This is a genomic window from Pedobacter gandavensis, assembly GCF_032678745.1.
Taxonomy (GTDB): Bacteria; Bacteroidota; Bacteroidia; order Sphingobacteriales; family Sphingobacteriaceae; genus Pedobacter; species Pedobacter gandavensis_C.
In genome coordinates this window covers 408,902-433,291 of the sequence record NZ_JAVTST010000003.1, presented here as the reverse complement: position 1 = coordinate 433,291, position 24,390 = coordinate 408,902, and the positions used below count along the sequence as shown (strand labels likewise).

24 protein-coding genes are annotated in these 24,390 nt (G+C 40.4%); 11 read left to right on the top strand and 13 right to left on the bottom strand.

Annotated features, from left to right (window positions below; translation table 11 throughout):
* Window positions 1-5: 5 nt before the first annotated feature.
* A complete protein-coding gene (locus R2S10_RS13265; RefSeq protein WP_316840906.1) occupies window positions 6-263 on the top strand; it encodes a DUF6814 family protein in 258 nt (85 codons plus the stop codon).
* On the opposite strand, the gene R2S10_RS13260 is transcribed toward R2S10_RS13265, so the two are convergent.
* Both R2S10_RS13260 and R2S10_RS13255 read right to left on the bottom strand, forming a co-directional pair.
* A complete protein-coding gene (locus R2S10_RS13260; RefSeq protein ID WP_316840905.1) occupies window positions 260-1,444 on the bottom strand; it encodes a class I SAM-dependent rRNA methyltransferase in 1,185 nt (394 codons plus the stop codon). The genes R2S10_RS13265 and R2S10_RS13260 overlap by 4 nt on opposite strands.
* Window positions 1,445-1,594: 150 nt before the next feature.
* Complete coding sequence (locus tag R2S10_RS13255; RefSeq protein WP_316840904.1) at window positions 1,595-2,230, bottom strand: LysE family translocator; 636 nt, start codon at window positions 2,228-2,230, stop codon at window positions 1,595-1,597.
* Window positions 2,231-2,545: 315 nt separating this feature from the next.
* On the opposite strand from R2S10_RS13255, the gene R2S10_RS13250 reads away from it, so the two are divergent.
* The 3 genes from R2S10_RS13250 (at window position 2,546) to R2S10_RS13240 (ending at window position 4,043) form a co-directional block, all read left to right on the top strand.
* On the top strand, window positions 2,546-2,881 hold the full coding sequence (locus R2S10_RS13250; RefSeq protein WP_316840903.1) for a tRNA-binding protein: 336 nt from the start codon (window positions 2,546-2,548) through the stop codon (window positions 2,879-2,881).
* Complete coding sequence (locus R2S10_RS13245; RefSeq protein ID WP_316840902.1) at window positions 2,882-3,355, top strand: nucleoside deaminase; 474 nt, start codon at window positions 2,882-2,884, stop codon at window positions 3,353-3,355.
* A gap of 82 nt (window positions 3,356-3,437) precedes the next feature.
* Window positions 3,438-4,043 (top strand): superoxide dismutase, encoded by a 606-nt coding sequence (locus R2S10_RS13240; protein ID WP_316840901.1) that lies wholly within the window; start codon window positions 3,438-3,440, stop codon window positions 4,041-4,043.
* Window positions 4,044-4,169: 126 nt separating this feature from the next.
* On the opposite strand, the gene R2S10_RS13235 is transcribed toward R2S10_RS13240, so the two are convergent.
* Entirely contained in the window at window positions 4,170-5,102 is a 933-nt protein-coding gene (locus R2S10_RS13235) for a hydrogen peroxide-inducible genes activator (RefSeq protein ID WP_316840900.1), read from the bottom strand.
* Between the two features lie 74 nt (window positions 5,103-5,176).
* Window positions 5,177-6,106, bottom strand: a complete 930-nt coding sequence (locus R2S10_RS13230) for a GDP-L-fucose synthase (protein ID WP_316840899.1) — start codon at window positions 6,104-6,106, stop codon at window positions 5,177-5,179.
* Between the two features lie 94 nt (window positions 6,107-6,200).
* Between R2S10_RS13230 and trmB the strand changes: the two genes are divergently transcribed.
* The 4 genes from trmB to R2S10_RS13210 are packed head-to-tail and all read left to right on the top strand — an operon-like array spanning window position 6,201 to window position 8,190.
* On the top strand, window positions 6,201-6,851 hold the full coding sequence (gene trmB / locus R2S10_RS13225) for a tRNA (guanosine(46)-N7)-methyltransferase TrmB (RefSeq protein ID WP_316841102.1): 651 nt from the start codon (window positions 6,201-6,203) through the stop codon (window positions 6,849-6,851).
* A 21-nt stretch (window positions 6,852-6,872) separates the two neighbouring features.
* Window positions 6,873-7,199 carry an MGMT family protein gene (locus R2S10_RS13220; RefSeq protein ID WP_316840898.1) on the top strand — a complete coding sequence of 109 codons (327 nt, stop codon included), beginning with the start codon at window positions 6,873-6,875 and terminating at the stop codon, window positions 7,197-7,199.
* Window positions 7,200-7,243: 44 nt separating this feature from the next.
* Window positions 7,244-7,585 (top strand): carboxymuconolactone decarboxylase family protein, encoded by a 342-nt coding sequence (locus R2S10_RS13215; RefSeq protein WP_316819602.1) that lies wholly within the window; start codon window positions 7,244-7,246, stop codon window positions 7,583-7,585.
* Between the two features lie 44 nt (window positions 7,586-7,629).
* Entirely contained in the window at window positions 7,630-8,190 is a 561-nt protein-coding gene (locus R2S10_RS13210) for a DNA-3-methyladenine glycosylase I (RefSeq protein ID WP_316840897.1), read from the top strand.
* 11 nt (window positions 8,191-8,201) lie between these two features.
* Here R2S10_RS13210 and R2S10_RS13205 read toward each other — a convergent pair whose 3' ends face one another.
* The gene (locus R2S10_RS13205; protein WP_316840896.1) at window positions 8,202-8,951 is read right to left on the bottom strand and encodes a hypothetical protein; all 750 of its coding nucleotides are present in this window, start codon (window positions 8,949-8,951) and stop codon (window positions 8,202-8,204) included.
* 154 nt (window positions 8,952-9,105) lie between these two features.
* Here R2S10_RS13205 and polA point away from each other — a divergent pair, with 154 nt between their 5' ends.
* Window positions 9,106-11,922 (top strand): DNA polymerase I, encoded by a 2,817-nt coding sequence (gene polA / locus R2S10_RS13200; RefSeq protein ID WP_316840895.1) that lies wholly within the window; start codon window positions 9,106-9,108, stop codon window positions 11,920-11,922.
* A gap of 246 nt (window positions 11,923-12,168) precedes the next feature.
* On the opposite strand, the gene R2S10_RS13195 is transcribed toward polA, so the two are convergent.
* The 8 genes from R2S10_RS13195 to R2S10_RS13160 all read right to left on the bottom strand — a co-directional run bounded on the left by R2S10_RS13195 (window position 12,169) and on the right by R2S10_RS13160 (window position 21,696).
* Window positions 12,169-12,846: a metal-dependent hydrolase gene (locus tag R2S10_RS13195; protein ID WP_316840894.1), complete on the bottom strand. Its 678-nt coding sequence runs from the start codon at window positions 12,844-12,846 to the stop codon at window positions 12,169-12,171.
* A 28-nt stretch (window positions 12,847-12,874) separates the two neighbouring features.
* Window positions 12,875-13,180 (bottom strand): YbaB/EbfC family nucleoid-associated protein, encoded by a 306-nt coding sequence (locus R2S10_RS13190; protein ID WP_316840893.1) that lies wholly within the window; start codon window positions 13,178-13,180, stop codon window positions 12,875-12,877.
* A gap of 145 nt (window positions 13,181-13,325) precedes the next feature.
* The gene (locus tag R2S10_RS13185; RefSeq protein WP_316840892.1) at window positions 13,326-14,867 is read right to left on the bottom strand and encodes a DUF4394 domain-containing protein; all 1,542 of its coding nucleotides are present in this window, start codon (window positions 14,865-14,867) and stop codon (window positions 13,326-13,328) included.
* 70 nt (window positions 14,868-14,937) lie between these two features.
* Window positions 14,938-15,657 (bottom strand): LytTR family DNA-binding domain-containing protein, encoded by a 720-nt coding sequence (locus R2S10_RS13180; protein ID WP_316840891.1) that lies wholly within the window; start codon window positions 15,655-15,657, stop codon window positions 14,938-14,940.
* A gap of 1 nt (window position 15,658) precedes the next feature.
* Complete coding sequence (locus R2S10_RS13175; protein ID WP_316840890.1) at window positions 15,659-16,789, bottom strand: sensor histidine kinase; 1,131 nt, start codon at window positions 16,787-16,789, stop codon at window positions 15,659-15,661.
* Window positions 16,786-17,862, bottom strand: coding sequence for a sensor histidine kinase (locus tag R2S10_RS13170; RefSeq protein ID WP_316840889.1), 1,077 nt, complete (start codon window positions 17,860-17,862; stop codon window positions 16,786-16,788). The genes R2S10_RS13175 and R2S10_RS13170 overlap by 4 nt, the downstream gene beginning before the upstream one ends.
* A gap of 117 nt (window positions 17,863-17,979) precedes the next feature.
* Entirely contained in the window at window positions 17,980-20,376 is a 2,397-nt protein-coding gene (locus tag R2S10_RS13165) for an outer membrane beta-barrel protein (protein ID WP_316840888.1), read from the bottom strand.
* A gap of 174 nt (window positions 20,377-20,550) precedes the next feature.
* Entirely contained in the window at window positions 20,551-21,696 is a 1,146-nt protein-coding gene (locus R2S10_RS13160) for a M28 family metallopeptidase (RefSeq protein WP_316840887.1), read from the bottom strand.
* Window positions 21,697-21,860: 164 nt separating this feature from the next.
* Here R2S10_RS13160 and R2S10_RS13155 point away from each other — a divergent pair, with 164 nt between their 5' ends.
* Both R2S10_RS13155 and R2S10_RS13150 read left to right on the top strand, forming a co-directional pair.
* Window positions 21,861-23,063, top strand: a complete 1,203-nt coding sequence (locus R2S10_RS13155) for an FAD-binding oxidoreductase (protein WP_316840886.1) — start codon at window positions 21,861-21,863, stop codon at window positions 23,061-23,063.
* A 611-nt stretch (window positions 23,064-23,674) separates the two neighbouring features.
* Window positions 23,675-24,379, top strand: a complete 705-nt coding sequence (locus R2S10_RS13150) for a GNAT family N-acetyltransferase (protein ID WP_316840885.1) — start codon at window positions 23,675-23,677, stop codon at window positions 24,377-24,379.
* Window positions 24,380-24,390: the final 11 nt, after the last annotated feature.

The following is a 24,390-nucleotide window of genomic DNA, read 5'->3' as shown; positions in this document are numbered from 1 at the left end:
CGATTATGAACGGATTAAAAAAAGGATTAGGGCTGTTTTGGATGATATTGGGACCCGCATCAATCATCTTTCTGTTTATGCAGGCTTATGAAAAAGTAGGCATGGCTGTAGAAGGCGTGCAAAAGACGAATACGGCTTTGCAATGGGGGATTATCTTATTCATTTTTATCCCAATCAGCGCAGGCCTGGTGATATTCGGCTATTATGCGCTGAAAGGGGAATATGATCAATTGTCTGATGGTTCCGAAGAACCCGCCGACTAAAGTACTCTTAGTAACAAACCTTTCAGGTACTCACCTTCAGGGAAAGAAACCCTTACCGGATGGTCTTCTGGCTGATGGAATTGTTTTAGGATCTGCACTTCTCTGCCTGCGTCTAAAGCAGCCCAGGCGATGATTTGCTTGAATGTTTCCATGTCTACTGCTCCCGAACAAGAGAACGTAGCCAGGATACCACCTTTTTCCAATAACAGCATACCTAATCTGTTAAGGTCTTTATAAGCTCTTGCAGCTCTGTCTAATGCAGAACGGGAAGGGGCATATTTAGGCGGATCTAATACGATCACATCAAACTTTTTTCCTTCATCCTTGAATACACGTAGCTGTTTGTTGACGTCCGATTGAATGCTTTCCTGACGGGAAGCTTCCAGACCATTCAGTTCCAGGTTATGTTTTAAGGTTTCAATCGCCAATGCAGAACTGTCTACACTAGTTACATGTGCTGCACCTTGTTTTAAGCTATTTAAAGTGAAACCACCGCTGTAGCAGAAACAGTCCAACACGTTTTTATCCTTGCTATAAGCGGCAAGAATATCACGGTTATCACGCTGATCGCAGTAGAAACCAGACTTTTGTCCGTCAGCAATATTGATATGGTAAGTGATTCCGTTTTCTTTAACTTCAATGAATTCTGGTGGGGTTTCGCCCCAAAGCAAGCCTTGAGTAGCTTCCAGGTTTTCATGTTTACGCGCTCCAGCATCACTTTTATCAAAAACCCCTCTTGGATTTAACTCCTCAATTAAGATCTCAATCAGTTCTTGCTTTGCATTTTCCATTCCTGAACTCAGGATCTGCAGCGAAAGGAAATCAGCGTATTTATCTACGATTAGTCCAGGAAGGAAGTCGGCTTCACTGAATACCAATCTGCAGGTATTGGTGTTGTCGTTTAGCAAATGCTGTCTGGAAGCAATCGCATCGCGAAGTTTTAACTGGTACCATGATTTGTCAATGGCCTTGCTTTCGTCCCATTCCATTAACCTTAATGCTACCCTAGATTCCGCATTGTAATACGCATAGGCAAGAAACTCTGCTGCTGCAGAACAAACTTTAACGATTTCACCATTTTCTGGCTTTCCCTTAATTTTATCAATTGCTCCTGAAAAAATCCAGGGATGGTGAAGCATTGCCGCTTTTTCTTTTCCTTTTTTAAGTATTACATCAATCATGTTGCAAAGTTAGGAAAAACAATGCTCTTTTTAGTTTGGTCGATTTGGTCGAAAAAATAACCACTGAATAGGTAAATAGGAGATATTCGTTAAATGATCCGAACGTCCATAAAACAACTATCAATAATAATTTGATGGTTTGGGAAATCACTATTCCGCAGCGCTCAAGGCCATTTTTATCGCCATACCTGCCAACACACTTGCCATCACCCATTTTTGCACTTTTATCCAGGTCGGATTATTTGCGAAAAACCGGGCAACCTGTGCGGCGGTCAACACAATTAAAAAGTTAATTGAAGCGCTGATACTGACCTGTGTAAGGCCCAATTGGATGCTTTGTAAAAAGACAGATCCGTAGGCGGGTTTAATGAAATAAGGGAATAGGGATAAGTAGAAAACTGCGACTTTGGGATTGAGCATGGTAGTAATCACGCCAATTTTGAAAAGCCTTGCTGGCGGATCATTGGATAGTGTAGTATTGGCTTCAAACAAGGGTTTCCCATTGGGCTTCACTGATTGATAAGCCAGGTAAAGCAGGTAAATAACCCCTAAAACCTTAATCACTGTAAAGGCATGTGGAACGGCAAATAAAACGGCGGTGAGGCCAAAGGCCACCATAAAAATATGAAAGAGGAAACCGCACATTAAGCCGGCTAAAGAAACCAGGCCGGCGTTACGTCCTTGTGTGATAGATCGGGAAATCAGGTACACCATATTTGGCCCTGGACTCAGAACCAGCACTAAGGCTGCTAAAGCAAAATAAGTAAGTTCTTGAATGGGTACCATGGTGTCCTAGTAAGGGCAAAATTAAGAAAATAATTAGGTTTTGTGGCTGTTTACAGAAGAGCTGAAGCTTTGGGATAGCGGTGGGGGGATGTCCGGGAAGAGTGGCAGGTTCGGATAGGGTTCAGTAGGGGTTGAGTAAGGGTTGGCTTAGGGTTGGTATAGTCATTACCTATCTGAACCCCTACTTAACCCTAAGCCAAGCCCTACTGGACAAGGGCCTCTTTCCGAAGGTTCTCAGGTGTTTTAGTGGAAATATCCTTTCTGTCCTTTGATGAAAGTACTTGGCGTTTTGGCAATAAGTCGTAATTTTAGCGCATGGAAGAAATAACCTGGAATGATTTTGAAAAAGTCGAACTTCGTGCAGGGACGGTTCTGGAAGTATTTGATTTTCCAGAGGCCAGAAAGCCTGCTTACAAGCTTAAAGTTGATTTCGGTGATTTAGGCATTAAAATGAGCAGTGCGCAAGTCACCAAGCACTATTCAAAAGAAGAGTTGGTGGGCCAACAAGTTGTAGGTGTCGTCAATTTCCCTAAAAAACAGATCGGTAAGTTTATGTCGGAATTCCTGGTCACAGGTTTTGCAGATGAGGATGGAGATATTGTGCTGACAACATTAAATGGTACCGTGCCGAATGGCAGTAAATTGATATAAATGAGTTATTTTAACTTTTCAGAAGAGGAAGGCCCAGCTGCCGAGGATGAACATTATATGCGCCTTGCTTTGCAGGAGGCTCAGAAAGCATATGATGCGGAAGAGATCCCGATTGGGGCAATTGTGGTGTGTAAAGGTAGGATTGTTGGTCGTGGCTATAACCTTACTGAACAACTGAATGATGTAACTGCTCATGCCGAAATGCAGGCTTTCACTGCTGCGGCGCAGACTTTAGGCGGTAAATACCTCAAAGATTGCACCTTGTATGTCACGATTGAACCTTGCGTAATGTGTGCCGGTGCAAGTTACTGGACGCAAATTGGTCGCCTGGTTTATGGCGCAACAGAGCCTAAGCGTGGTTTCAGCTCTAAAAATGCCAACCTGCTTCATCCGAAAACGGAATTGAAAGCTGGTGTATTGGCGCAGGAATGTGGAGCGCTGATGACGCGTTTTTTCGCTAACAAAAGAGGCTAACTTGACAAAGAATTGAACAAAAACTAACGTTTGAATGTTATATTTGTACAAGAAATAAGTTTTAACCTTAAAATATAATAATATGGCTTTTGAATTACCTGCGTTACCTTACGCAACAGATGCACTAGAACCGCATATTGATAAACTTACAATGGAAATTCACCATGGTAAGCATCACCAAGCATACGTTACCAACTTAAACAAAGCTTTAGAAGGTAAACCAGAAGCGAATCATAGCATTGAAGAAATCGTTAAAAACATCTCTAAGTTTCCTGCAGCAGTAAGAAACAATGGTGGTGGTCACTATAACCACTCTTTATTCTGGACAGTTTTAGGTCCAAACAAAGGTGGTGAGCCTAAAGGAGAATTGGCAGAAGCAATTAATGCTGCTTTCGGTTCTTTCGCAGATTTCAAAACTAAATTTGCTGAGGCTGGTGCTACCCGTTTCGGTTCAGGATGGGCTTGGTTAATCGTTACTGCTGACAACAAATTAGCGGTATGTTCTACGCCAAATCAAGATAGTCCATTAATGGATATCGCTGAAGTAAAAGGTACTCCACTATTGGGTATGGATGTATGGGAACATGCTTACTACTTAAAATATCAAAACAGACGTCCTGATTATATTTCAGCTTTCTGGAATGTAGTGAACTGGGATGCAGTTGCTGATCGCTTCAAAAAAGCATAATCAACGCGTTTTTTCAAAAGAAAAGCCTGTAAGGAATCAAATTCTTACAGGCTTTTCTTTTATAGTCATTTTCTTTTGCTCGAAATGAGGGCTCAGATGAAAGCGGGCATTTGTTTTCATCTGAGATTAGATCCCAACGATATCTTTTCTTTTTTTCTGTTTCATTGTTTTAGGAATCACTGCCAGAATTTCTTCCTTTAGGGCGTTCAGCATGCGTTTCTTAATAAAGTTCTTATGAGTCACCAGACTAATCTCTCTAACCGGTTCCGGCGACTTAAAATGGCGTACTTTGCTAAGCTGTTTGCTGCTCAGGTCTGTCAGGGCCAGCTCTGGAAGTAAGGTTGCTCCATTGTTCACGTCTACCATGCGGATCAAAGTTTCTACACTCCCGGTGTTATAAGTTAGTCCCTGGAGGCGGTTGTCTTTCGTAGAACGGCAGATATTCAATACCTGTGATCGCATACAATGCCCTTCATTTAATAGCCAGATGTTTTCTTCTTCCAGATCATTGGCATCAATGGTTTTCTTTTTATACAGCTTGCTATTCTTGCTGATGTAGGTCACAAAGTTTTCATAGTAAAGCGGAAGCTCATTGATGTTGCTATCGGCAAGAGGAGTGGCCAGAATGCCACAATCCAATACACCAGTCTTCAGGTGGTGAATGATATCTTCGGTGGTATATTCCCAGATCAGCAACTTAAGGTCGGGAAATTTCTCCATCATTCCGGAGATCACTCTCGGTAGTAAATATGGCGCCACAGTAGGAATAATTCCTACTTTTAGCTCTCCCACAACATCTTGCTGCTGACTGCTGATAATTTCTTTGATCTTTTGGCTTTCCTGTAGAACCAGTCTGGCTTGTTCAATAATCTGGGCACCGATTTCTGTAGGCACTACTGGCTGCTTGCTGCGGTCAAAGATCTTCACATTCAGCATTTCTTCCAGCTTTTGTACCTGCATACTTAAGGTTGGCTGTGTCACAAAACACTTTTCCGCGGCGCCAACAAAGCTTCTGTAGGTATCTACGGCTACAATGTATTCCAGTTGAACTAAGGTCATATAGTTAAAATTTATCTTGTTTAGCAAAGATATCAATTTAAGCTATATGACCTCGGTGTAGGTCGGTTTTTGACCTAAATATGTTTTGCTAAAAAGTCCATATAAGCTAGCTTAATGCCTTCTTCCAGCTCTATTTTATGTTTCCAGCCCAGCTCATGTAATTTAGAAACATCCATTAATTTACGTGGTGTTCCATCTGGTTTGCTGCTATCAAAGGTCAATTCACCTTCAAAACCGATCACCTTTTTGATCAATAAGGCCAGGTCTTTGATACTTAGGTCTTCTCCGGTTCCGATGTTCACAAATCCGGCTTCGTTGTAATTTTCCATTAGGAAATAACAAGCTTCGGCCAGGTCATCTGCAAAAAGAAACTCGCGCATTGGCGATCCTGAACCCCAGATGTTAACTTCTGCAGTACCATTTACCTTTGCTTCATGAAACTTACGGATCAATGCAGGGAGTACATGAGAGTTTTGTGGGTGATAATTGTCGTTATAACCATAAAGATTGGTTGGCATAACAGAGATAAAGTTGCAGTTGTATTGCGCTCTGTAAGCTTCACACATTTTAATTCCCGCAATTTTAGCAATGGCATAAGGCTCATTGGTTTCCTCCAAAAGGCCTGTTAGCAGGTATTCTTCTTTCAACGGCTGAGGTGCCAATTTCGGGTAAATACAGCTTGATCCTAAGAACATCAGCTTCGATACTCCAGTTTTGTAAGCCTCATGAATCACATTGTTCTGAATGCAAAGATTTTCATACAAAAAGTCGGCTCTGTAAGTATTGTTGGCAATAATTCCACCCACTTTTGCTGCGGCAAGGAAAACATATTCCGGTTTTTCTGCTGCGAAGAAGTTGGCCACATCCTGTTGGTTGCGTAAATCAAGCTCCGATGAGGTTCTGGTGATCAGTTGGGTATATCCTTCCTTAACCAGCTTACGATAGATTGCTGAGCCTACCATACCGCGATGGCCAGCTACATATATTTTTGCGTTCTTTTCCAATTAAAATTCGATTATAGGCACAAAACTACGAAATAGTTCGCATCATCTTTAAGAGACTGATTTAATTGTATTTTTGCATAAAAATATTTTAGTAGTGGGTAAAGATAAATTAAGAAAATTTGCAGAGATAGATACTTTTTCCAATGTCTATCAGATGGAAGAAGGAAAACCTTTGAAAGGGAAATGGGGTTCAGAACATTTCAAAAATGAAAAACCAATTGTATTGGAGCTTGCATGTGGTAAAGGAGAATATTCGGTAAACATGGCAAAATTCTTTCCGGAGAAAAATTTCATCGGGATTGATTTAAAAGGAAATCGCATCTGGAGAGGCGCGAGAACGGGTGTTGATGAAAATATTGAAAACCTGGCTTTCCTAAGGATTCAGATTGAAGACCTTGCGGAATACTTTGAAAAAGGAGAAATAGACGAGATCTGGATCACTTTCCCTGACCCTCAGCCGCAGGACAGCAGAGAGAAGAAAAGATTAACGTACGACCGCTTCCTGGAGATGTACAAAATCTTACTTAAACCAGGTGGAAGAGTAAACTTGAAAACGGATAATGATGGCTTATATGCTTACACTGTTGAGAAAGTGGAAGAATTGGGACTGATTTGTCATAAGAAAACCGATCATTTGTATACTTCTGAGTATTATGATGACGTTTTAAAGATCAAAACACATTACGAACGCATCTATTTGAAACACGATAAAAATATCAATTATATCCAGTTCTCTTTTGAATAAATAATTGATGGGCTAATAAATATGGAACAATCATTTTATGACCAGGTTTTTGAATTGGTAAGGCTCATTCCTAAAGGAAGGGTGTCTTCTTATGGTGCAATAGCGAAAAGTCTTGGTGCTGGTGGTTCGGCTCGTATGGTGGGTTATGCCATGAGTACTGCCGGAGCTGCGCATCCGCCTGTTCCCGCTCATCGGGTGGTGAACAGCTCGGGTTTGCTGACCGGCAAGTTCCATTTTAAAACACCGGAAATGATGCAGGAATTGCTCGAAGCAGAAGGGATTGTAGTGAAAAATGACAAGGTGCAGAATTTTAAAAACCTAGTCTGGAATCCACTTATAGAGCTTTAACTGCTAAAAGAGGAAGATAGAAAATTGATAACATCAGCTTAATTATGGGAAAATTAGTAGAAGAATTTAACGACTACCGTTCTAAAATGAACGATAGAATTATGGAGACTGCAAACACCAATATCAAACGGTTTTTTGCGTTGGATACCACCACTTATGCGGATGGGGCACTGAATGTGAAAACTAAAGAAATGTTGGGTCTTGTGGCTTCTATGGTATTGCGCTGCGACGATTGTATCAAGTATCACCTGGAAAAATGTTTCAATGAAGGGGTCAGCAATGAAGAAATCAATGAGGTTTTCATGATTGCAAACCTGGTAGGCGGATCTATTGTGATTCCTCATTATAGAAGAGCAGTAGAATATTGGGACGAGCTGAGCCAATAGCAAACAATTCAAGCAATTTAGCAACAGTATTTTTCAATCAATAAATGTCAGAAATTATCAGATGCGGATGGTGTGGTACCGATCCTATGTACGTAAAATACCACGATGAAGAATGGGGGAAGCCCGTTTATGACGATCAGACACTTTTCGAGTTTTTAATTCTGGAAGGTGCCCAGGCCGGACTCAGCTGGATCACTATTTTGAAGCGTAGGGCAGGTTATAAGGCCGCTTTCGCAGATTTTGATGTGCAGAAAGTTGCCGCTTTTACGGAGGTCGATGAAGAGCGCCTGATGAATGATGTCGGGATCATCAGAAACCGTCTCAAGGTAAAAGCAGCCATCAGCAATGCCCGCTTATTTATTGAAATACAAAAGGAATTTGGTTCTTTTTCTGATTTTATATGGGGATTTCTGCCAGACAAAAAGCCGATTGTTAACGTCGTAAAGTCCTTAAGTGATGTTCCTGCGCGTACAGAAATCTCAGATGCCATTAGTAAAGACATGAAAAAGCGAGGCTTTAAATTCTTCGGAACCACGATTTGTTATGCGCATATGCAGGCCACTGGTATGGTTAACGACCATATAGAGGGCTGTATCAGTAAGTAAATTCCCGGGGATTATTCGTTCCCGGATTTTTTATGGGCTTCATTGTAGGCCGTCACAAAAGCGATAATTAACTTTGAATCAAAGTTTTCTGTCGCTTTTATTTTTTCTGCCAGCGCTTCATCATTGGTCAGTTTTTGGAGCAATACATTTTTGATGTGTTGATTTTTCTCTGGGGAACCGGCGCCTTCTGTCGGCATTTCCAGCATTGGCCCAGTGCCAAATTTCTCGATAAAGAAGGTAGCAGGCATTACTTTCCTCTTCGGCGGCTCTTGTCTGCGGCCCCCTCCAATAGAGATTCCACCACCAATTCCTACGCCACCAAAACCACCTGTACCTGCGCCTATGCCGATACTTGGTCTGATCCGCGCTCTTTTTGGCTCAGGAACATCAACACCCACATTTCCGCCAATTGAGTATAAATTGATCGCACCATGTTCGATGATTTTAAAGAACTTATGTTGCATTTTATTGTTGACTACAATTGGTTTACTCACATAAGTTTCCCCATTCCATACAAATTCCTGGATGTCGGTAGCTTTCAATTGCAGCACAGATTCATCTTCTTTAGTGAAAATTACGGTGGAATAGTCTGTTGCCTGTATGGTTCCCCGAAGGAAGTTGCCAGGTTCGATCACTACAATATCCTGCGCCATTGCACCAATACCCGCAATCAATAGTAAAACTAACGCGCTAATCGTCTTTATCGCTTTCATCATGATCAAATAACGGAAATTATTTGCTGTTGTTATGGATAATGACAAACAATTATTTAAGTATTAGTACCTTTATCCGATGTGGTTAATGCCGATATGGACTGAGCAGTTCAGGTCAATTAATCCTTGATAATTAAGTATAAATGTAATGGAGGATCAGCAGCTGATGATTGCTTCCTAATCAATAAAAAACGACATACTGATGAAAAAACTTTTTCTTCTTGACGGCATGGCACTCATTTACAGAGCGCATTTTGCATTGAGTAAAAACCCCCGGTTTACGTCCACAGGGATCAATACATCGGCAGTGATGGGTTTTGCGAACACCTTAATGGAGGTGTTGAAAAAGGAAAAACCAAGTCATATCGCCGTGGTTTTTGACACAGCGGCACCTACCGAAAGACATACGGATTTCGAGGCCTATAAGGCCCACAGACAAGCGATGCCGGAGGATCTTTCTGCAGCATTACCTTATGTATTTAAGCTGATTGAAGGCTTTAAAATCCCGGTGATTACTAAAGATGGTTTTGAAGCGGATGATATCATCGGAACTTTAGCCAAAGAAGGAGAAAAACAAGGTTTTACAGTATTCTGTATGACTCCCGATAAAGACTTTGCACAATTGGTGTCTGAGAATATCTTCATTTACAAACCTGCGCGTATGGGGAATGAAATGGAGATCATGGGTGTAGATGAGGTGAAAGCGAAATGGGAAATTGAAGATGTGAAACAGGTAATTGATATTCTGGGTCTATGGGGTGATGCAGTGGATAATATCCCAGGTATCCCGGGCATCGGAGAAAAAACGGCGAAATCATTGATCCAGAAATATGGCTCAATGGAAAACATCATCGCTCATGCGCATGAGCTAAAAGGAAAACAACGTGAAAACGTAGAGAACTATGCAGAACAAGGCTTGCTTTCTAAAAAACTGGCCACCATCATTCTTGATGTTCCGGTCGAATTTAATGCAGATGAACTGGTATTAGAATCTCCAAGTCGCGAATTACTGGAGCCATTATTTGCAGAATTAGAATTCAGAACCATTGGCAAGCGTGTTTTTGGAGAAGAATTTAATGTAAATGAAGCAAAAGCACCGGCTGTTTCTCAGCAAATAGACTTATTCGGTAGCCCAGTGGATCAACCAGCAGGTAAGACCGGTACATTTGTGTCTGCTCCAACCTTCTCAGAAGAAACACAGGCTTCAAAGACTATAGAAAATACCCCGCACAATTACCAATTGGTGGATAGCCCGGAAGCGCGAAAATCATTGATCGCACATCTGGAAACAGCGGAAAGTATTTGCTTTGATACAGAAACGACCGGTACAGATGCCAACCTTGCAGAATTAGTAGGGATGTCTTTCAGTACCAAACCTGGAGAAGGATATTACATTCCATTATCTGCAGATCGGGAAGAGGTATTGACAATTCTGGAAGAATTCAGAGGCGTTCTTGAAAATGAGAACATCGGAAAAATCGGACAGAACATCAAATATGATATTCTAATCATGAAGTGGTATGACATCTCTATCAAAGGAAAACTTTTTGATACGATGCTGGCGCATTACCTGATTGATCCGGATACCAGACATAATATGGATGTTCTTGCCGAAAATTACCTGGGTTATACTCCGATCTCTATCACCAAACTAATTGGGCCAAAAGGTAAAAATCAAGGGAATATGAGAGATGTTCCTGTAGCCGATGTAGTGGATTATGCTGCAGAAGATGCAGATGTAACCTTGCAATTGGCAGATGTTTTCAGACCAATGTTAAAAGAGCTAAATGTGGAAGAACTGGCCAGGGATGTAGAAAATCCATTGGTTTATGTACTCGCAGCAATTGAAAAAGAAGGCGTGAAAATCGATGTAGACACCCTGAATAACTATTCAAAAGAACTGGAAATCGACATCCGGAAATTTGAACAGAATGTGTTCGAAAAATGCGGGGTTACTTTCAACCTGGCTTCGCCAAAACAACTTGGAGAGGTTCTTTTTGATAGATTACAATTAGATCCTAAAGCAAAAAAGACTAAAACCGGGCAATATCAAACCGGCGAAGATGTCTTATTGGCGCTTGCCAATAAGAGTGATATCGTCCAGGACATCCTTGATTTCCGCCAGTTACAAAAGCTAAAATCTACTTATGTTGATGCTTTACCACTATTGGTAAATCCTAAAACAGGAAGAGTACATACCAGCTATAACCAGGCGGTGGCAGCAACAGGAAGGTTAAGTTCTAACAATCCTAACTTGCAAAACATCCCAATTCGTAGTGATAGGGGAAGAGAAGTGCGCAAGGCCTTTATCCCAAGAGATGAAAACCATGTGTTGCTTTCTGCGGATTATTCTCAAATAGAGCTTAGAATCATTGCTGAAATCAGCAAAGAAGAAAATATGTTGGATGCTTTCAATAACGGAATAGATATCCATACTGCAACTGCTGCACGCGTATATGGAATTGCTATAGAGGAAGTGACTTCAGATCAACGTCGTAATGCGAAAGCGGTCAATTTTGGAATTATCTATGGTCAGTCTGCTTTCGGATTGTCTCAAAACCTGGGTATTCCTAGAAAAGAAGCTGCCGCAATTATTGAACAATATTTTGAGCAATATCCCGGTATTCAGCGCTATATGGCTGATACGATGAATTTCGCCAGAGAAAATGGCTTTGTAGAAACTATCCTAGGTAGAAGAAGGTACCTGAGGGACATCAACTCTGCCAATCAAACCGTACGCGGTTTTGCAGAGCGAAATGCCATCAATGCACCCATTCAAGGCTCTGCAGCTGATATGATTAAAGTAGCGATGCTGAACATCCATAAAGACATTCAGGATCAGGGTTTGCAATCAAAAATGACGATGCAAGTGCATGATGAGTTGGTCTTTGACGTGTTGAAAACGGAAGTGGAAGCCATGAAAAAGATCATTACACACCGTATGAAAACAGCCATAAAAACTACTGTGCCGATTGAAATAGAAATCGGTGAAGGAAATAACTGGTTGGAAGCACATTAAAAAACTGCCCGGAATCTTAAGCCCTTTACAGATTCAGGAAGTTCCGTGCAGGATTAACAAAAAAAGGAGATATGTCAGGAGATTCCTAGGAAATTTTACCCTTCTTCAGGGTAAAAGATTCCAGAATCGACGACATGCCTCCTTTTTTATAGAAAGACCTTAATAAATCCTGCTAATAAACCCTGCTAATAAATACTGCGGATGAACTCTACGGATGAATCCTGCGGATCATCAAGACCTCCGATGCTATAAATCAATCGTTTCGCCAATCGCTGGCAACAACAACACTTTATTTTCTCTGTTAAACTTTGCAATCGCTTCCTCCGTGTCAATTTCAATCACTGGAAAGGTGTTGTAATGTACTCCAATCACCTTATCGCATTCAAAATATTTCGTAGAGATCAGTGCATCATTTACATCCATTGTGTAATTTCCACCAATCGGTAAAATCGCATAATCTAAATTGTAAAGATCTGCAAGTAACTTCATTTCTATAGTCAAAGAAGTATCTCCGGCAAAATAAATGGTCTTTCCGCCAGTTTCAAGTACAAATCCAGCTGGATTTCCGCCATAACTGCCATCAGGCATAGAACTGGAATGTGCTGCCCATACCATTCTTAATTTACCGAACTCAAATTTTTGAGCGCCATAATTCATGTCGTGTGTATGGGTTACGCCTTGTGCTTTCGCCCAGGCAATCACTTCCGGCATGGCAATCACAAGTGCATTGGTTTGTTTTGCCAGGCCTACCAGGTCTGCCACATGATCTCCGTGCCCATGACTAACCAGAATATAATCTGCTTCAATCTTGCTGGTATCAATGTGTTTCGCCAGTCCATTCGGACTAATAAATGGATCAAAAAGAAATTTCTTGCCATCTGCTTCTAATAAAAAGCAGGATTGACCATAATAAGTATACTTCATGAGGTTACGAAATTAAGGTTAAAAACGACTATTTGCCGAACATTCCGCCAAGACCACCCATCATCGACTGAGTTGCAGCTTGCATTTCATGCGCGCTTACCTGCTCTGCTTGTGCTAGTGCTTTGTTGATGGCGGTTAGTAACAGCTCTTCTAATTCTTCTTTATCGGCTTGTTTGTAAAATTCTTCTTCGATTTCTACAGCAGTAATCGCTTTATTAGCGGTTGCAGTAATGCGAATGGCACCACCCTCTACTTCACCAAAAACAGAAACAGTATCTAATCTCTTTTTTATCTCTTCGGCCTGCTTTTGTGCAGCCATTAATTTATCGAACATAAGCTTGTTTATTTTATTATAACAACGAAATTAAGGGAAATTGGTTTAAAGAAATCATTTTATGTAAAGATTTCCTGTGTCGTATTTAAAAAAAACAGCCGTATCCGAATGGATACAGCTGTCGTCATAAGTAGATAAAAGAAGGTTAGATGCCTAAGCCAAGGGTCATTGCGGTTATTGTTTTTGAGAAATCAGCAACTGGTGTGGCTACTCCGCTGGTTAGGTTAATGGTATATATTTTATTGAGGCCGCCAACGGTTAAGATGGCATATGCGGTTCCGGAGCTGCTGGCAATGTCAAAGCCATTTGTGCTTTCTACATTAATGCCCAGACTCCCTACTTCCACTAAAACCCCGTCATTAGGCGGAGTTTGTTTGTAGAGTTTATCGGTTACATGGTCGATGTCAAAAAGCACAGTTTCTGTAGCTCCTGCGAAGTTATTGGTATAAGCTCCGGCAGATACGGAAGGTGTTCCTGGTTTCAGGATGGCATCTATCGCAGCTACAGCGCCTGTTTCAGGATGTAAACGTAAATTCTGACCATTATTGCCAAGTACACGTATACGATCTACCATAGGGTTGAAATCAAAGCCGTAGCTAGTACCGGTGAGTAGTGTAGTCAGCACACCTGAACCTACAAGCGTGAATGCACCTGTAGCGGCATTTACCGTATATAGTCTGCTGGAACTGCCTAATGCATAAATTTGGCCGTTAACCGGTCTGAAATCCATTCCAAGTACGGTTTCTGCCGGAGCTAAGCCTGTAATTGGCTTCGATATCACTGTTGCCGGGCTCATCGGGTTAAAGATTAAGAAATTATTGGCATTGTCTACCGCATAAGCAACAGGATCGGTAGGGATAGCCAGACCTTCAATTGGGCTGGATGCAGGAAACTTCCCTGCAAGCGTAGCTTTTCCAGTTTCCAGATTGATGGTGTAAAGGCTGGATGCACCGGCAAGGGTACCCGCAGCAAGAACTTTGGAATTGTCAGGTGAAATGTCAAACGCAGCGCTGCTTCCGATGTCCAAACCTAAGGCGCCAACTTCTACTAATTTCCCGTCGTTTGGCGGATCTTGTTTATAGAGTTTTTTGCTGTTCAGATCAATATCAAAAAGTACGGTTGTAGCGGCTCCGGCTTTGCTGTTTGTATAGGCTGCACCTGAGATATTTGGATTGGTAACGCCATTGATATTGCCATCTGTGGCAGCTACAGCGCCTGTTTCGGGATGAATTCTAAGATTTTGCCCTGTATTGGTGATCAGTCGGATACGGTCTACGGTTGGGTTAAAGTCCAGACTAACGGCAGTACCGTTAATTACAGGATTAAGGCCTGTCCCGACTGCTCTGGCTACTCCATTTAACCGAATTACAAATAGTTTATTGGTATTGCTTACTCCGTAAAGTTCTCCTGTGGCAGGGCGGAAGTCCATGCTCAGAATTTTTTCATTACCGGCAAGCCCGGTAATGGCAACTGTAGACATTGCTGAGGCTATGTTTTTCGCATTAAATTTAAGGATATTGTTGTTGGATAAGGCGTAGAAAACCTGATCTGGCCCTGCAACAGCTGGAATTAGCGGCTCAATGATTGGGTTTTTATCTTTTTTACAAGCGGTGATGCCTGCCGCAAAAAGCAGCAGTAGCAGCAAGGGTTTCCTGAGGATAAGCCCTTTTAAGGTATAGTTTTTCATAGGTAGGTGTTTTTGTAGAAGGTTATGTGTACCTACGGAAAAACACCTGGACTGGTTTTGTTAATTTAAATTACTCCTCTGTTACCGTTGTAAGAAAACTCTCCCTATAGTTTTTCGAAATTGGAATCGCGCTATCGTCTTCAAGAACCACAATGTTTCCGGTGATGGTTTTGATCGCGTTGATCTGTACAATAAATGATTTATGGGTTCTTACGAATTTTTTATGCTGCAGACGCTCTTCAAAGCCCTTAAACGTTGAATAGGTGACCAGTGTTGCTGTTTTAGTGATGACTTTAACATAATCCCCCATGGCCTCTACATAAAGAATATCGGTAAACAGCACTTTCGTTAGCTTATCATTTTCCTTGATAAAGAGATGCCCGTTTTCATTGGTAGGACCGCCGGTGGATCCTTTGATTCTGGATTGTTCAATCTGTAATTTCGCTTTATTGCAGGCTTTCAGGAACCTGGAAAATGAGATAGGCTTCAGCAGGTAATCTACGATGCCAATATCAAAACCATCCAGTGCATATTCACCAAAAGCGGTGGCGAAGATAATTGCCGGTGGATTTGCTAAAGACTGAACCATTTCTAATCCATTGATTTTTGGCATTTGGATATCGGAGAATAACAGATCAATTTCATTCTTTTGCAGGAAATCAATCGCTTCAAATGCATTTTCACACTTGCCTTCAAACTTCAAATAGTCGACTTTATTGATAAAGCTTTCCATGATTTCTAAATTTAAAGGTTCATTATCAACCACAAGGCATCTTATATATTCGCTCATATTATAGCTTGATTTTTAAATTGGTATGGTAATATTCCGAGGTACTTTTAATTTCTAATATATGTCGGTTCGGATATAAAAGTGCAAGTCTTTTTTTTGTGTTTTCCACGCCAATACCTCCAAAAAACTCTTTTAACTCATTATTGTTCTTTTCGGCTTCTTTACTGTTTTTAATATCAAAATGGAAGGTGTTGTCCATTACTTTAACGTTTATTTCCAGCCATGGATTCTCAATAGAGTTGCCCAAGCCATGTTTGAAGGCATTTTCCAAAAAAGGGAACATCAGTAAAGGAGAAATACTGTGGGCATCCACACCTGAAAGGTCGCAATTGACGATTACTCGGGTCTTTTTATTTAGCCGTACGCGTTCCAGATTCACATAGTTGTTCAGGAAGTCAATTTCTTGCTGTAGCTTGACCTTCTCTCTGTTAGATTCATATAGCGTATATCTTAACGTATCTGACAAGTCTAAGATGACATCAGCAGCTGCCTCGTCCTCCTTCATATTTAAAATATAGATGCTATTTAAGGTATTGAACAAGAAATGAGGATTAAGCTGTGACTTTAAATAGGCGATCTCTATAGCTGCCTTTTCTTTTTCCATTTCCGTAGTCCTATACGCCGATTTAAGCATTTCAACAATGATTTTCAGGCAAAATACGGGAGAAAGGGAATAAATGATGTCTATGAAACCACCAAATAGCCTTTCAAAAGTAAAAATGTGCAGGAATCCATTTTGTAGCCTAATCTCTTGTTTCCTTCTGAGGACTTCATCATCTATATGAAAAAACTGGTCAATTAGTAAGTCGTTTAGGTATCCATTTATTCGCCATAAATAAATTAAGCAAATGATACTTATTATGCTCAGAATGATCTTCTTTTTTCGAATTAATCGCGGGTAAATGGAATAGAAAAAAGGGTAAAAAATGATGAAATTTCCAAGAAGCGTGTTAATGAGGATCAGGAGAGAGGCAGAAAAGGAAAGGTCATAAGTCAGGATTAAGCTTGTTTCTATGATTGCCCCATAGATTAACCACATCATCACATGTAGCAGCGCGCGCCTTTCTTTGGTATAAAAGGTCTTAAACCATAAAATAAAGTCTTGATTAACAGAAGCTGTAGGGATATTCATGATTTAAGATTGATCATTAATTCTATACTGTACTCGTTAGGGGTATTGACAATCTCTAAAATGTGCTTCCCAGGGTATAAAAGAGCCAATCTTTTTTTTGTGTTCGAGACACCTATTCCTCCAGCATACTCCTTTAGTTGTGTGCCGTTGTTCTCATCATTCTTACTGTTTCTGATGTTAAAATGAAAAGTGTTGCCAACTACGCTCGAGTGTATTTCTATCCATGCATCCTTCAAAGAAGTTCCCAGCCCGTGTTTAAAGGCATTTTCAATAAAAGGGAAAGTGAGCAAAGGAGAGATGTTAAGGGCTCCAACAGCAGACCTCTCACAATTGAATTCTATTCTTGTATGTACCGGGTACCGTACACTTTCCAGTTTTACATAGTTTTCCAGAAAATCCAGTTCCCGGTCTAATTTCACTTGTTCTGTATTGGATTCATACAAGGTATATCTTAAGGTTTCTGATAGTTCCAAAATGAGGTCTGATGCCACTTTATCCTTTTTCATATTCAGGATATATAGACTGTTTAGCGTATTAAATAGAAAATGAGGGTTCAGCTGCGACTTTAAAAAGTTAATTTCCATCTGAGCTTTCTCTTTCTCTAATTGTGTTCTTTTATACGCTAATTTCAAAATGTCAACCAATATCTTAATGCAGAAAAATGGGGATAGTGAGGCGATGATGAAAATTAGGTCGCCTATGATATTCTTGAAACTGAAAATATAGAAAAAGCCATGCTCAGCCATTTTTTCGAATTGTATCTTCATAATTGGACTGTCTACTTCTCCATAATGATAGGTGAGCATCATCCCTAAATACTGAATGATCTCCGAAATATATAGTAGTCCAAACGTCAGTAAAACGGCAACTGTGATTTTCCTTCTACGTATAAATTGAGGAACGATCCAGTAGAAAAATAAGTAAAACAGAACGGCATTTAGGGTAATACGGTGCAGCAAAAAAAACAGAGAAGAATAAAATGAGACTTTATGACTCAGGATTAAACCTAGTTCTACGAAGATCCCATACGTCAGCCACATGACTAAGTGCAGGGCAACGCGATTAGTCTTCATGTAAAAATTGTGAAACCATACAATGAATTCGGACATAATTTTAAATTAAATGGGTTTCTGGCAGGCTTGCTTTTATTTCTTATTTTATGTTATTTATGCCTGTAAAGCTAAGTTTTTTCACAAACGCTTTCCTTCCTCTTCGCTGCTTTTCTGCAAAATTTTGGATTTAAATGCTTTTCCCAGATCAAAGTTATAGGTCATTGATACATTAAACGTTCTGGTTTGTCTGCTTTGGCTCAGATTTGAGCTGTAGTCCTTGTAAACCGTGGTTCCTTTTATTTTGTACGTGTAGAAGGGATCTGATATGGTGGTTTTTAGCAGTAATTTATTGTTTAAAAGCCTGTATTGGGCACCAATGTTTAGGCTAACCAGATTCTTTGCAAGAAAGTTGCCGCCAATTAAACTAGAAAGATAGAAGGCATTTAGGTTGAGGCTTGTTTTTGGTGATAACTTGAAATCATGATTCATTTGAAGGGTAACCATGCCTTTACTGATGCTTAAGTCGGGGGCATTGATCTTCTGATGCCTGATCTCAACGTTGGTATTCGATTCCCACCATTCGGTGATGGAAACTGGAACATTAACCGATAAACTTAGATTTTTGTTATTTCCGAAATTTTCATGGGTATAGATAGCTAATAAGGGGTTTTGCTCATCAATTTTGATAAGTTGTGAAACCAGGTCTTTGTCATTTTGATAACCAGCTTTAAAAGAATACTTGCCTTGTAGGGTGAATCCGATTTCATAAACATTGCTGAAAGATGGTTTTAAATATGGGTTTCCACGGCTTACAGCATAATTGTTGAGGTAAGATTCATAAGGGTTTAAGTTGTTGTAGGAAGGACGGGAGATTCTTCGGCCATAGTACAATGACAAATAATTATCTCCATCTTTATTCAGGCCATGTTTCAAAAAAAAAGAAGGAAATAAATTGAAATTAGTGCTTTCAGTTAACATATTGGAGGTGACTAAATTTCCGGATGTTGTGGTATACTCTCCACGCATCCCCAGTTTAACATCAGTATTCAATATTTTTCCAGTATAGTTGAAATAACCAGCAAGGATTTTTTCTTTGTAATCGTAGCGGTAAGCTTGCTCAGGATTATTTTCCCATTCGCCATCTTCCAGCCCTTCAAATGTAGCACTGTTCTTAATCACACTGGAAACGCCTTTTGCTCCAAAAGTTAAGCTGCTATTTTTGCCAAAAACCTTCAGATACCTGGCATCAGCCGTATAAATGGTAGCATTGCTTGGCGTGGTATTTCTGAATGCTGTGTCCGACAAGAGGAGGTCGTTATCATTATAGAAGGTACTATAAGCGGCACTGTTTTTCCTCAGTTCATTGCTGGTGTAATCTGCTAATAATTGGAAGCCGGATCCGGATTTATCGATAGTGATGTTATAATTCAGGCCAATATTATGGTAATTGGTCTTCATATCTACTGGAAATGTGCCGATATTTCGGATGTCCTGTTCGTTATTCGGGTAAGCTACAGTGGCAACAGACTGTGAAGTAGCAGTTTTTTTGTTAAATGAGCCGACATAATCAAGCCCAATGAATTGTGTCTTTGATAAATCATAGATCAACCCGGTATTTATCCTATGTCCAGTGTTATTGTTGATGTAGTTGGCGGTTTCGGCAAATTGATAGGGTTGATTAACATACTGTCTGTTGATCTCACTATCTTCATAGCTTTTTAATTTATTGAAGGTATAGTTGATAAAGAAAACGGTTTTGTCCTCCTTGAAATTTAGACGAATACCTTCATTGGTTCCCGCATATCGACCCTGAGTATAACCCGCATTAATAGATCCGTTAATCCCAGCAGCGTTTTGCTTTTTTAAAATGATATTGAGCATACCCCCTGTTCCTTGTGCTTCGTATTCGGCTGGCGGATGCGCAATCACCTCTATAGATTCGATGTCATCTGCGCGAAGATTGTTCAGGTAATTTGTTAAATCATCTCCGTTAAGGGCTAGAATTTTTCCATTAACCATTACTCTCGTTCCACCATTACCATTAATTGAAATGGCGCCGTTATTCACAAATACACCTGGAGCCAGGCTCAAAATCTCTAAAGAAGATTTTCCCGTACTGAGCGAATTGTTGCTGATGTTTAAGACAAGGCGATCAATCTTTTGTGTAATGAGTGCTTTTCTGGCAGTTATCGAAACCTCAGCAAGGTTGTTTTCCTGAGACTTAAGCGTAAGGCGTAAAGTATCGCTGAGTTTGGATTGAGCAGTTGATAGCATTTTAACTAAGGATATATAACCAAGGTAGCTGACCGTTAATGAGGGATTCTGGTGAGCGTTGTATTGTAATTTGAATACGCCATTTTGATCAGTTAATTTAACAAGGGCAGGAGTGTTGTCATTTGCGGATGACAGTTTTAATGTGGCGAAAGGAATGGCGATGCCAGCTTCATCCAGCACTTTTCCAGTTATAGTGTCCTGGGCTTTTGCGTAACTTAGGGAAAGGAGTAAAATAATTAGGAGGAGGTTTAGCGTCTTCATGATATAATCTTGTTTTTCTTATCGTAAAGATGTGTTCAATAAGAAAATGAAAAGATTTTATTAGTTGAGAGGACGGTTTTGACCTATGAAATCCAATTTTTACCCGACAACAGGATTTAGGAAAATTTAGGCCATATTTTATAAGATTTAGGCGATTTTATCAGGTAGCCTGGCTTATTTCATTAAGCCAGCGTTAAAGTCTACAAACAATTTAAAAAGATCTTCAAACTCTGTCAGAGGTAAGGTTGTGGCCTGGTCATTAATGTCATGATAAGCAGCAATTCCTCCTTGAGTGTACATGAAAAATGCGGGGACACCTTTTTCTGTGAAGTAGTAATGGTCGCTGTTAGCCGCTTTGCCTCTGGAATTGATTTTACTTAGGTATTTTTTATCCTGATTGATCTGTTGGAGCAGGGCGAATTCTTTAGGCAGAATCGTCGCATTGACCACCGTTATGCCATTCTCTCCGGTGCCTACCATATCAACATTCGTTAGAAACCGTATTTTGCTGAGTTCGATTAATGGATGTTCTGTAAAATATTTGGAGCCCTTTAAACCGATTTCTTCGCCAGCGAAGCAAATGAAGGCCATGGTATATGGTTGTGGGTTCTTGCTGTAATATGCGGCGAGATTGAGCAGGAGGGCAATGCCGCTGGCATTGTCATTTGCGCCAGGGAAATAGGTATCCTTACCCATACTCCCTAAATGGTCGTAATGTGCAGTAATTAACAGGATAGAATCGGGTTTGGTATTGCCTTTCACCATTGCACATATATTGGAAGCGGGGAATGCCGGAATCAATTTATTCTCCATGTGGAGTTCTATGTTTTCAGGCGGAGCAGCTATTGCTTTTCGGTCGACCTCAATAATCGTATAATCCGCTGCCTCTGGAGCCACAGACCAGGTCAGTTTATCTTTTAAAATTAACAGCAGGCGATGCTCCGCATTGATGAAAGTGATGCTGTCTTTTTGGATTAAGACTCCTTTTACTCGTTGCCCCATACTTTCCGGACTTACTAAAAAATCCCTTCCAGGCACCAGTAGCTTCCCATTAATGCGCAAGGTCATTGCTCCGGGAAAGGTGTTTGCAGGATAGGTAAAGGTTTGTTTAAAGTCTTTACCAGACATTGGTAACAAGCCATAGCTTGCAAATTCGGAACTGATAAAGTTAGCCGCTTTACCCATCCCATCTTTAGTATAACCACGGCCCCACATCTCCCGGGAACTTAGGGTATCTACAACCTTTCTTGCCGTTTTAAGGTCTTGTCCGAAGGATGATTTGGCAAAGATAAACAGCAAAACGAGCAGGTACTTTTTCATGTGAGGCAGTTATTTGAAAACGAAGATAAGGGATTTAAAGCTGCTGGGGATTAAAACAGATCGCTAAAAGTATTGTTATTGCAGGGACATCGACAGGCTGACCTCTGATTCTTTATCCTTGGTGCCTGATCTGAATTTACTCTTGATACTTGAACTCATAACCTATGAACATTCGATCAAATGAACCTTTTTGGCTAGTAAAAAATGGATTGCTACATACCTATCCTTCTTTGCAGGAAAACATCAGTTGCGAAGTTCTGGTGCTGGGAAGTGGGATCACTGGTGCGTTAATGGCACATGCAATGATCAAGGAGGGATATGATACGGTTCTGATAGATAAAAGAGAAATTGCCAATGGCAGCAGCTCAGCCACAACTTCTATGTTACAATATGAGATTGATGTGCCACTATACAAACTCAGTGAAATGATCGGAGCGCAAGGTGCTATTGCTAGTTATAAGGCCTGTAGAGATGCCATTTATACGCTAAAAGATCTGGTGGCAGAGATTGATTCGCCCTGCGGATTTGAGCGTAAAGATTCACTTTATTTTGCGAGCAAGGGTAAAGAGCTTTCCTGGTTGAAAAAGGAGTTTGAGGCAAGGAAAATGGCCGGTTTTGAGGTACTATGGTTAGAGAAAAAAGAAATTAAGGAACGCTATGGCATCCTGGCAGAAGGAGGGATTTTATCTGAAGATGGGGGAAGTGTGGATGCCTTTTGTCTGGCGCACGATTTACTGCATTACAATGCAAAAAAAGGCTTGCGCGTGTTTGATAAAACGGCGATGAAAAAGTTGAAGTATGAAAAGGACCGCGTGCTGGTTGAGTTGGAAAGCGGTCGGCAGATTAGCACAGGGAAGGTGATTCATTGTACCGGTTATGAAAGTCAGGCGATGTTACCGGAAAAGATTGTCTCCCTAAAAAGCACTTATGCAATGGTGAGTGAGAAAGACAATACTTTATCTCCAGAACTAGAAAACACCCTATTTTGGAATACTGACACCCCATATCTGTATATGCGAACTACTGCCGACGGACGATTATTAGTAGGTGGGGAAGATGAAAACTTTAAAAATCCCAAGTTAAGAGATGCATTAATCGGACGAAAAAGAGATCGGCTGATTAAGGTGTTGAAGCGGTATCTGCCAGATCATCAGTTTGTTGATGATTTTTGTTGGTGCGGGACTTTTGGTGAGACCAAAGATGGACTACCCTATATTGGGGTACATCCAAAGTTCCCCAACAGTTATTTTGTTTTGGGCTTTGGTGGGAATGGCATTACTTTTTCTGTAGCAGGAATGGACATCATTCCCGAGATGATGAAAGGGAGGCCAGGCTTACTTTCTCATTATTTTAGGTTCGGAAGGTAATGTGTTGTTTTTAAGTGGTTTATGTGTTTTTTTGTGTTTTGAGATTTAATGAAAACTTAATGCTTATAGGGATCCTACTTTTATCTATTAGCTTATTTTTGAACGAAAAGTTAAAAGGCGGAGCTTTTCTGTTTTTAGAAAAACGGTCATATTATCGCATTTTAAATGGGTAAAAAATAGAAAGGGGGAGCAAAACCAGAAAGCTTGAAAAAGGGGCTTGATTTTTGATATTTTAAAGCAGCGAAAGGAGAGAAAGGAACTCCGTTTTTAATTTAATCTTTTTTCACGTAAAAATGTAAAAAAATTAAAAACGTATTGCACAACTCAATATTTATTTAAACCTTTGCGCCTCAACTATTTTAAAGAAGTATCAGACACAAGAAATGATTAAGCAAATAATACATAAACTTTCTATTGTAGAAGCAAAGAACATTGCTTCCAAAAGTCTGTTTATTGTCCGTTTGCGACCCATATTTTCTGTGACCACTAATCGGCAAAATTTCACGCCCCGGATTTGAATCATTTCTGAGTAAACCTCAGTACATTTCCATAGAGGATTGCCTCTTAAAAAACAATTAATCAGAACATTTATTTTTTTCGTTAACCTATTAATGAATACAAACGATTTTATAGTGCAAGTTGCACTTCCTGAACATCGTGTCTTTGCCGAAGAAATTTGCGAAGAGATGGCAGAGTCTGCCAAAGCACGTGGTACAGGTATCGCTAAACGCTCTCCGGAGTACGTTGCAGGTAAAATTTCGGATGGAAAATCTGTCATCGCCTTTCATAAAGATGGAAGTTGGGCAGGTTTCTGTTATATCGAAACCTGGAGTCATGGACAATTTGTAGCCAACTCTGGCCTCATTGTAAGTCCTAAATTCCGAAAGGCCGGGTTAGCCCATGCCATCAAAGAAAAAATCTTCGCACTCTCCAGACAGAAATATCCGAAAGCAAAAATTTTCGGTTTAACCACTGGTCTTGCGGTTATGAAGATCAATTCTGACCTTGGTTATGAGCCGGTTACCTACTCAGAACTTACCCAGGATGAAGATTTCTGGAAAGGGTGTCAAAGTTGCGTGAACTTTGAAATCCTGACAATGAAGGAACGTAAGAATTGCATGTGTACCGCAATGCTTTACGATCCTGCAACTCAAAAGCACGATGTGGCAAAGAAATTTGCAGAAGAATTAGAGCGAAAGCCGAAATTGTATGAACGCTTTATGCGCATCAAACAAAGATTGGTGTTAAAGCCTAAGCCTTCGGGAAAAGGGGGATTAAAAGCCCTATTATTATTGTTTACCTTTTTATTTAAATAGCTGTTATTTTA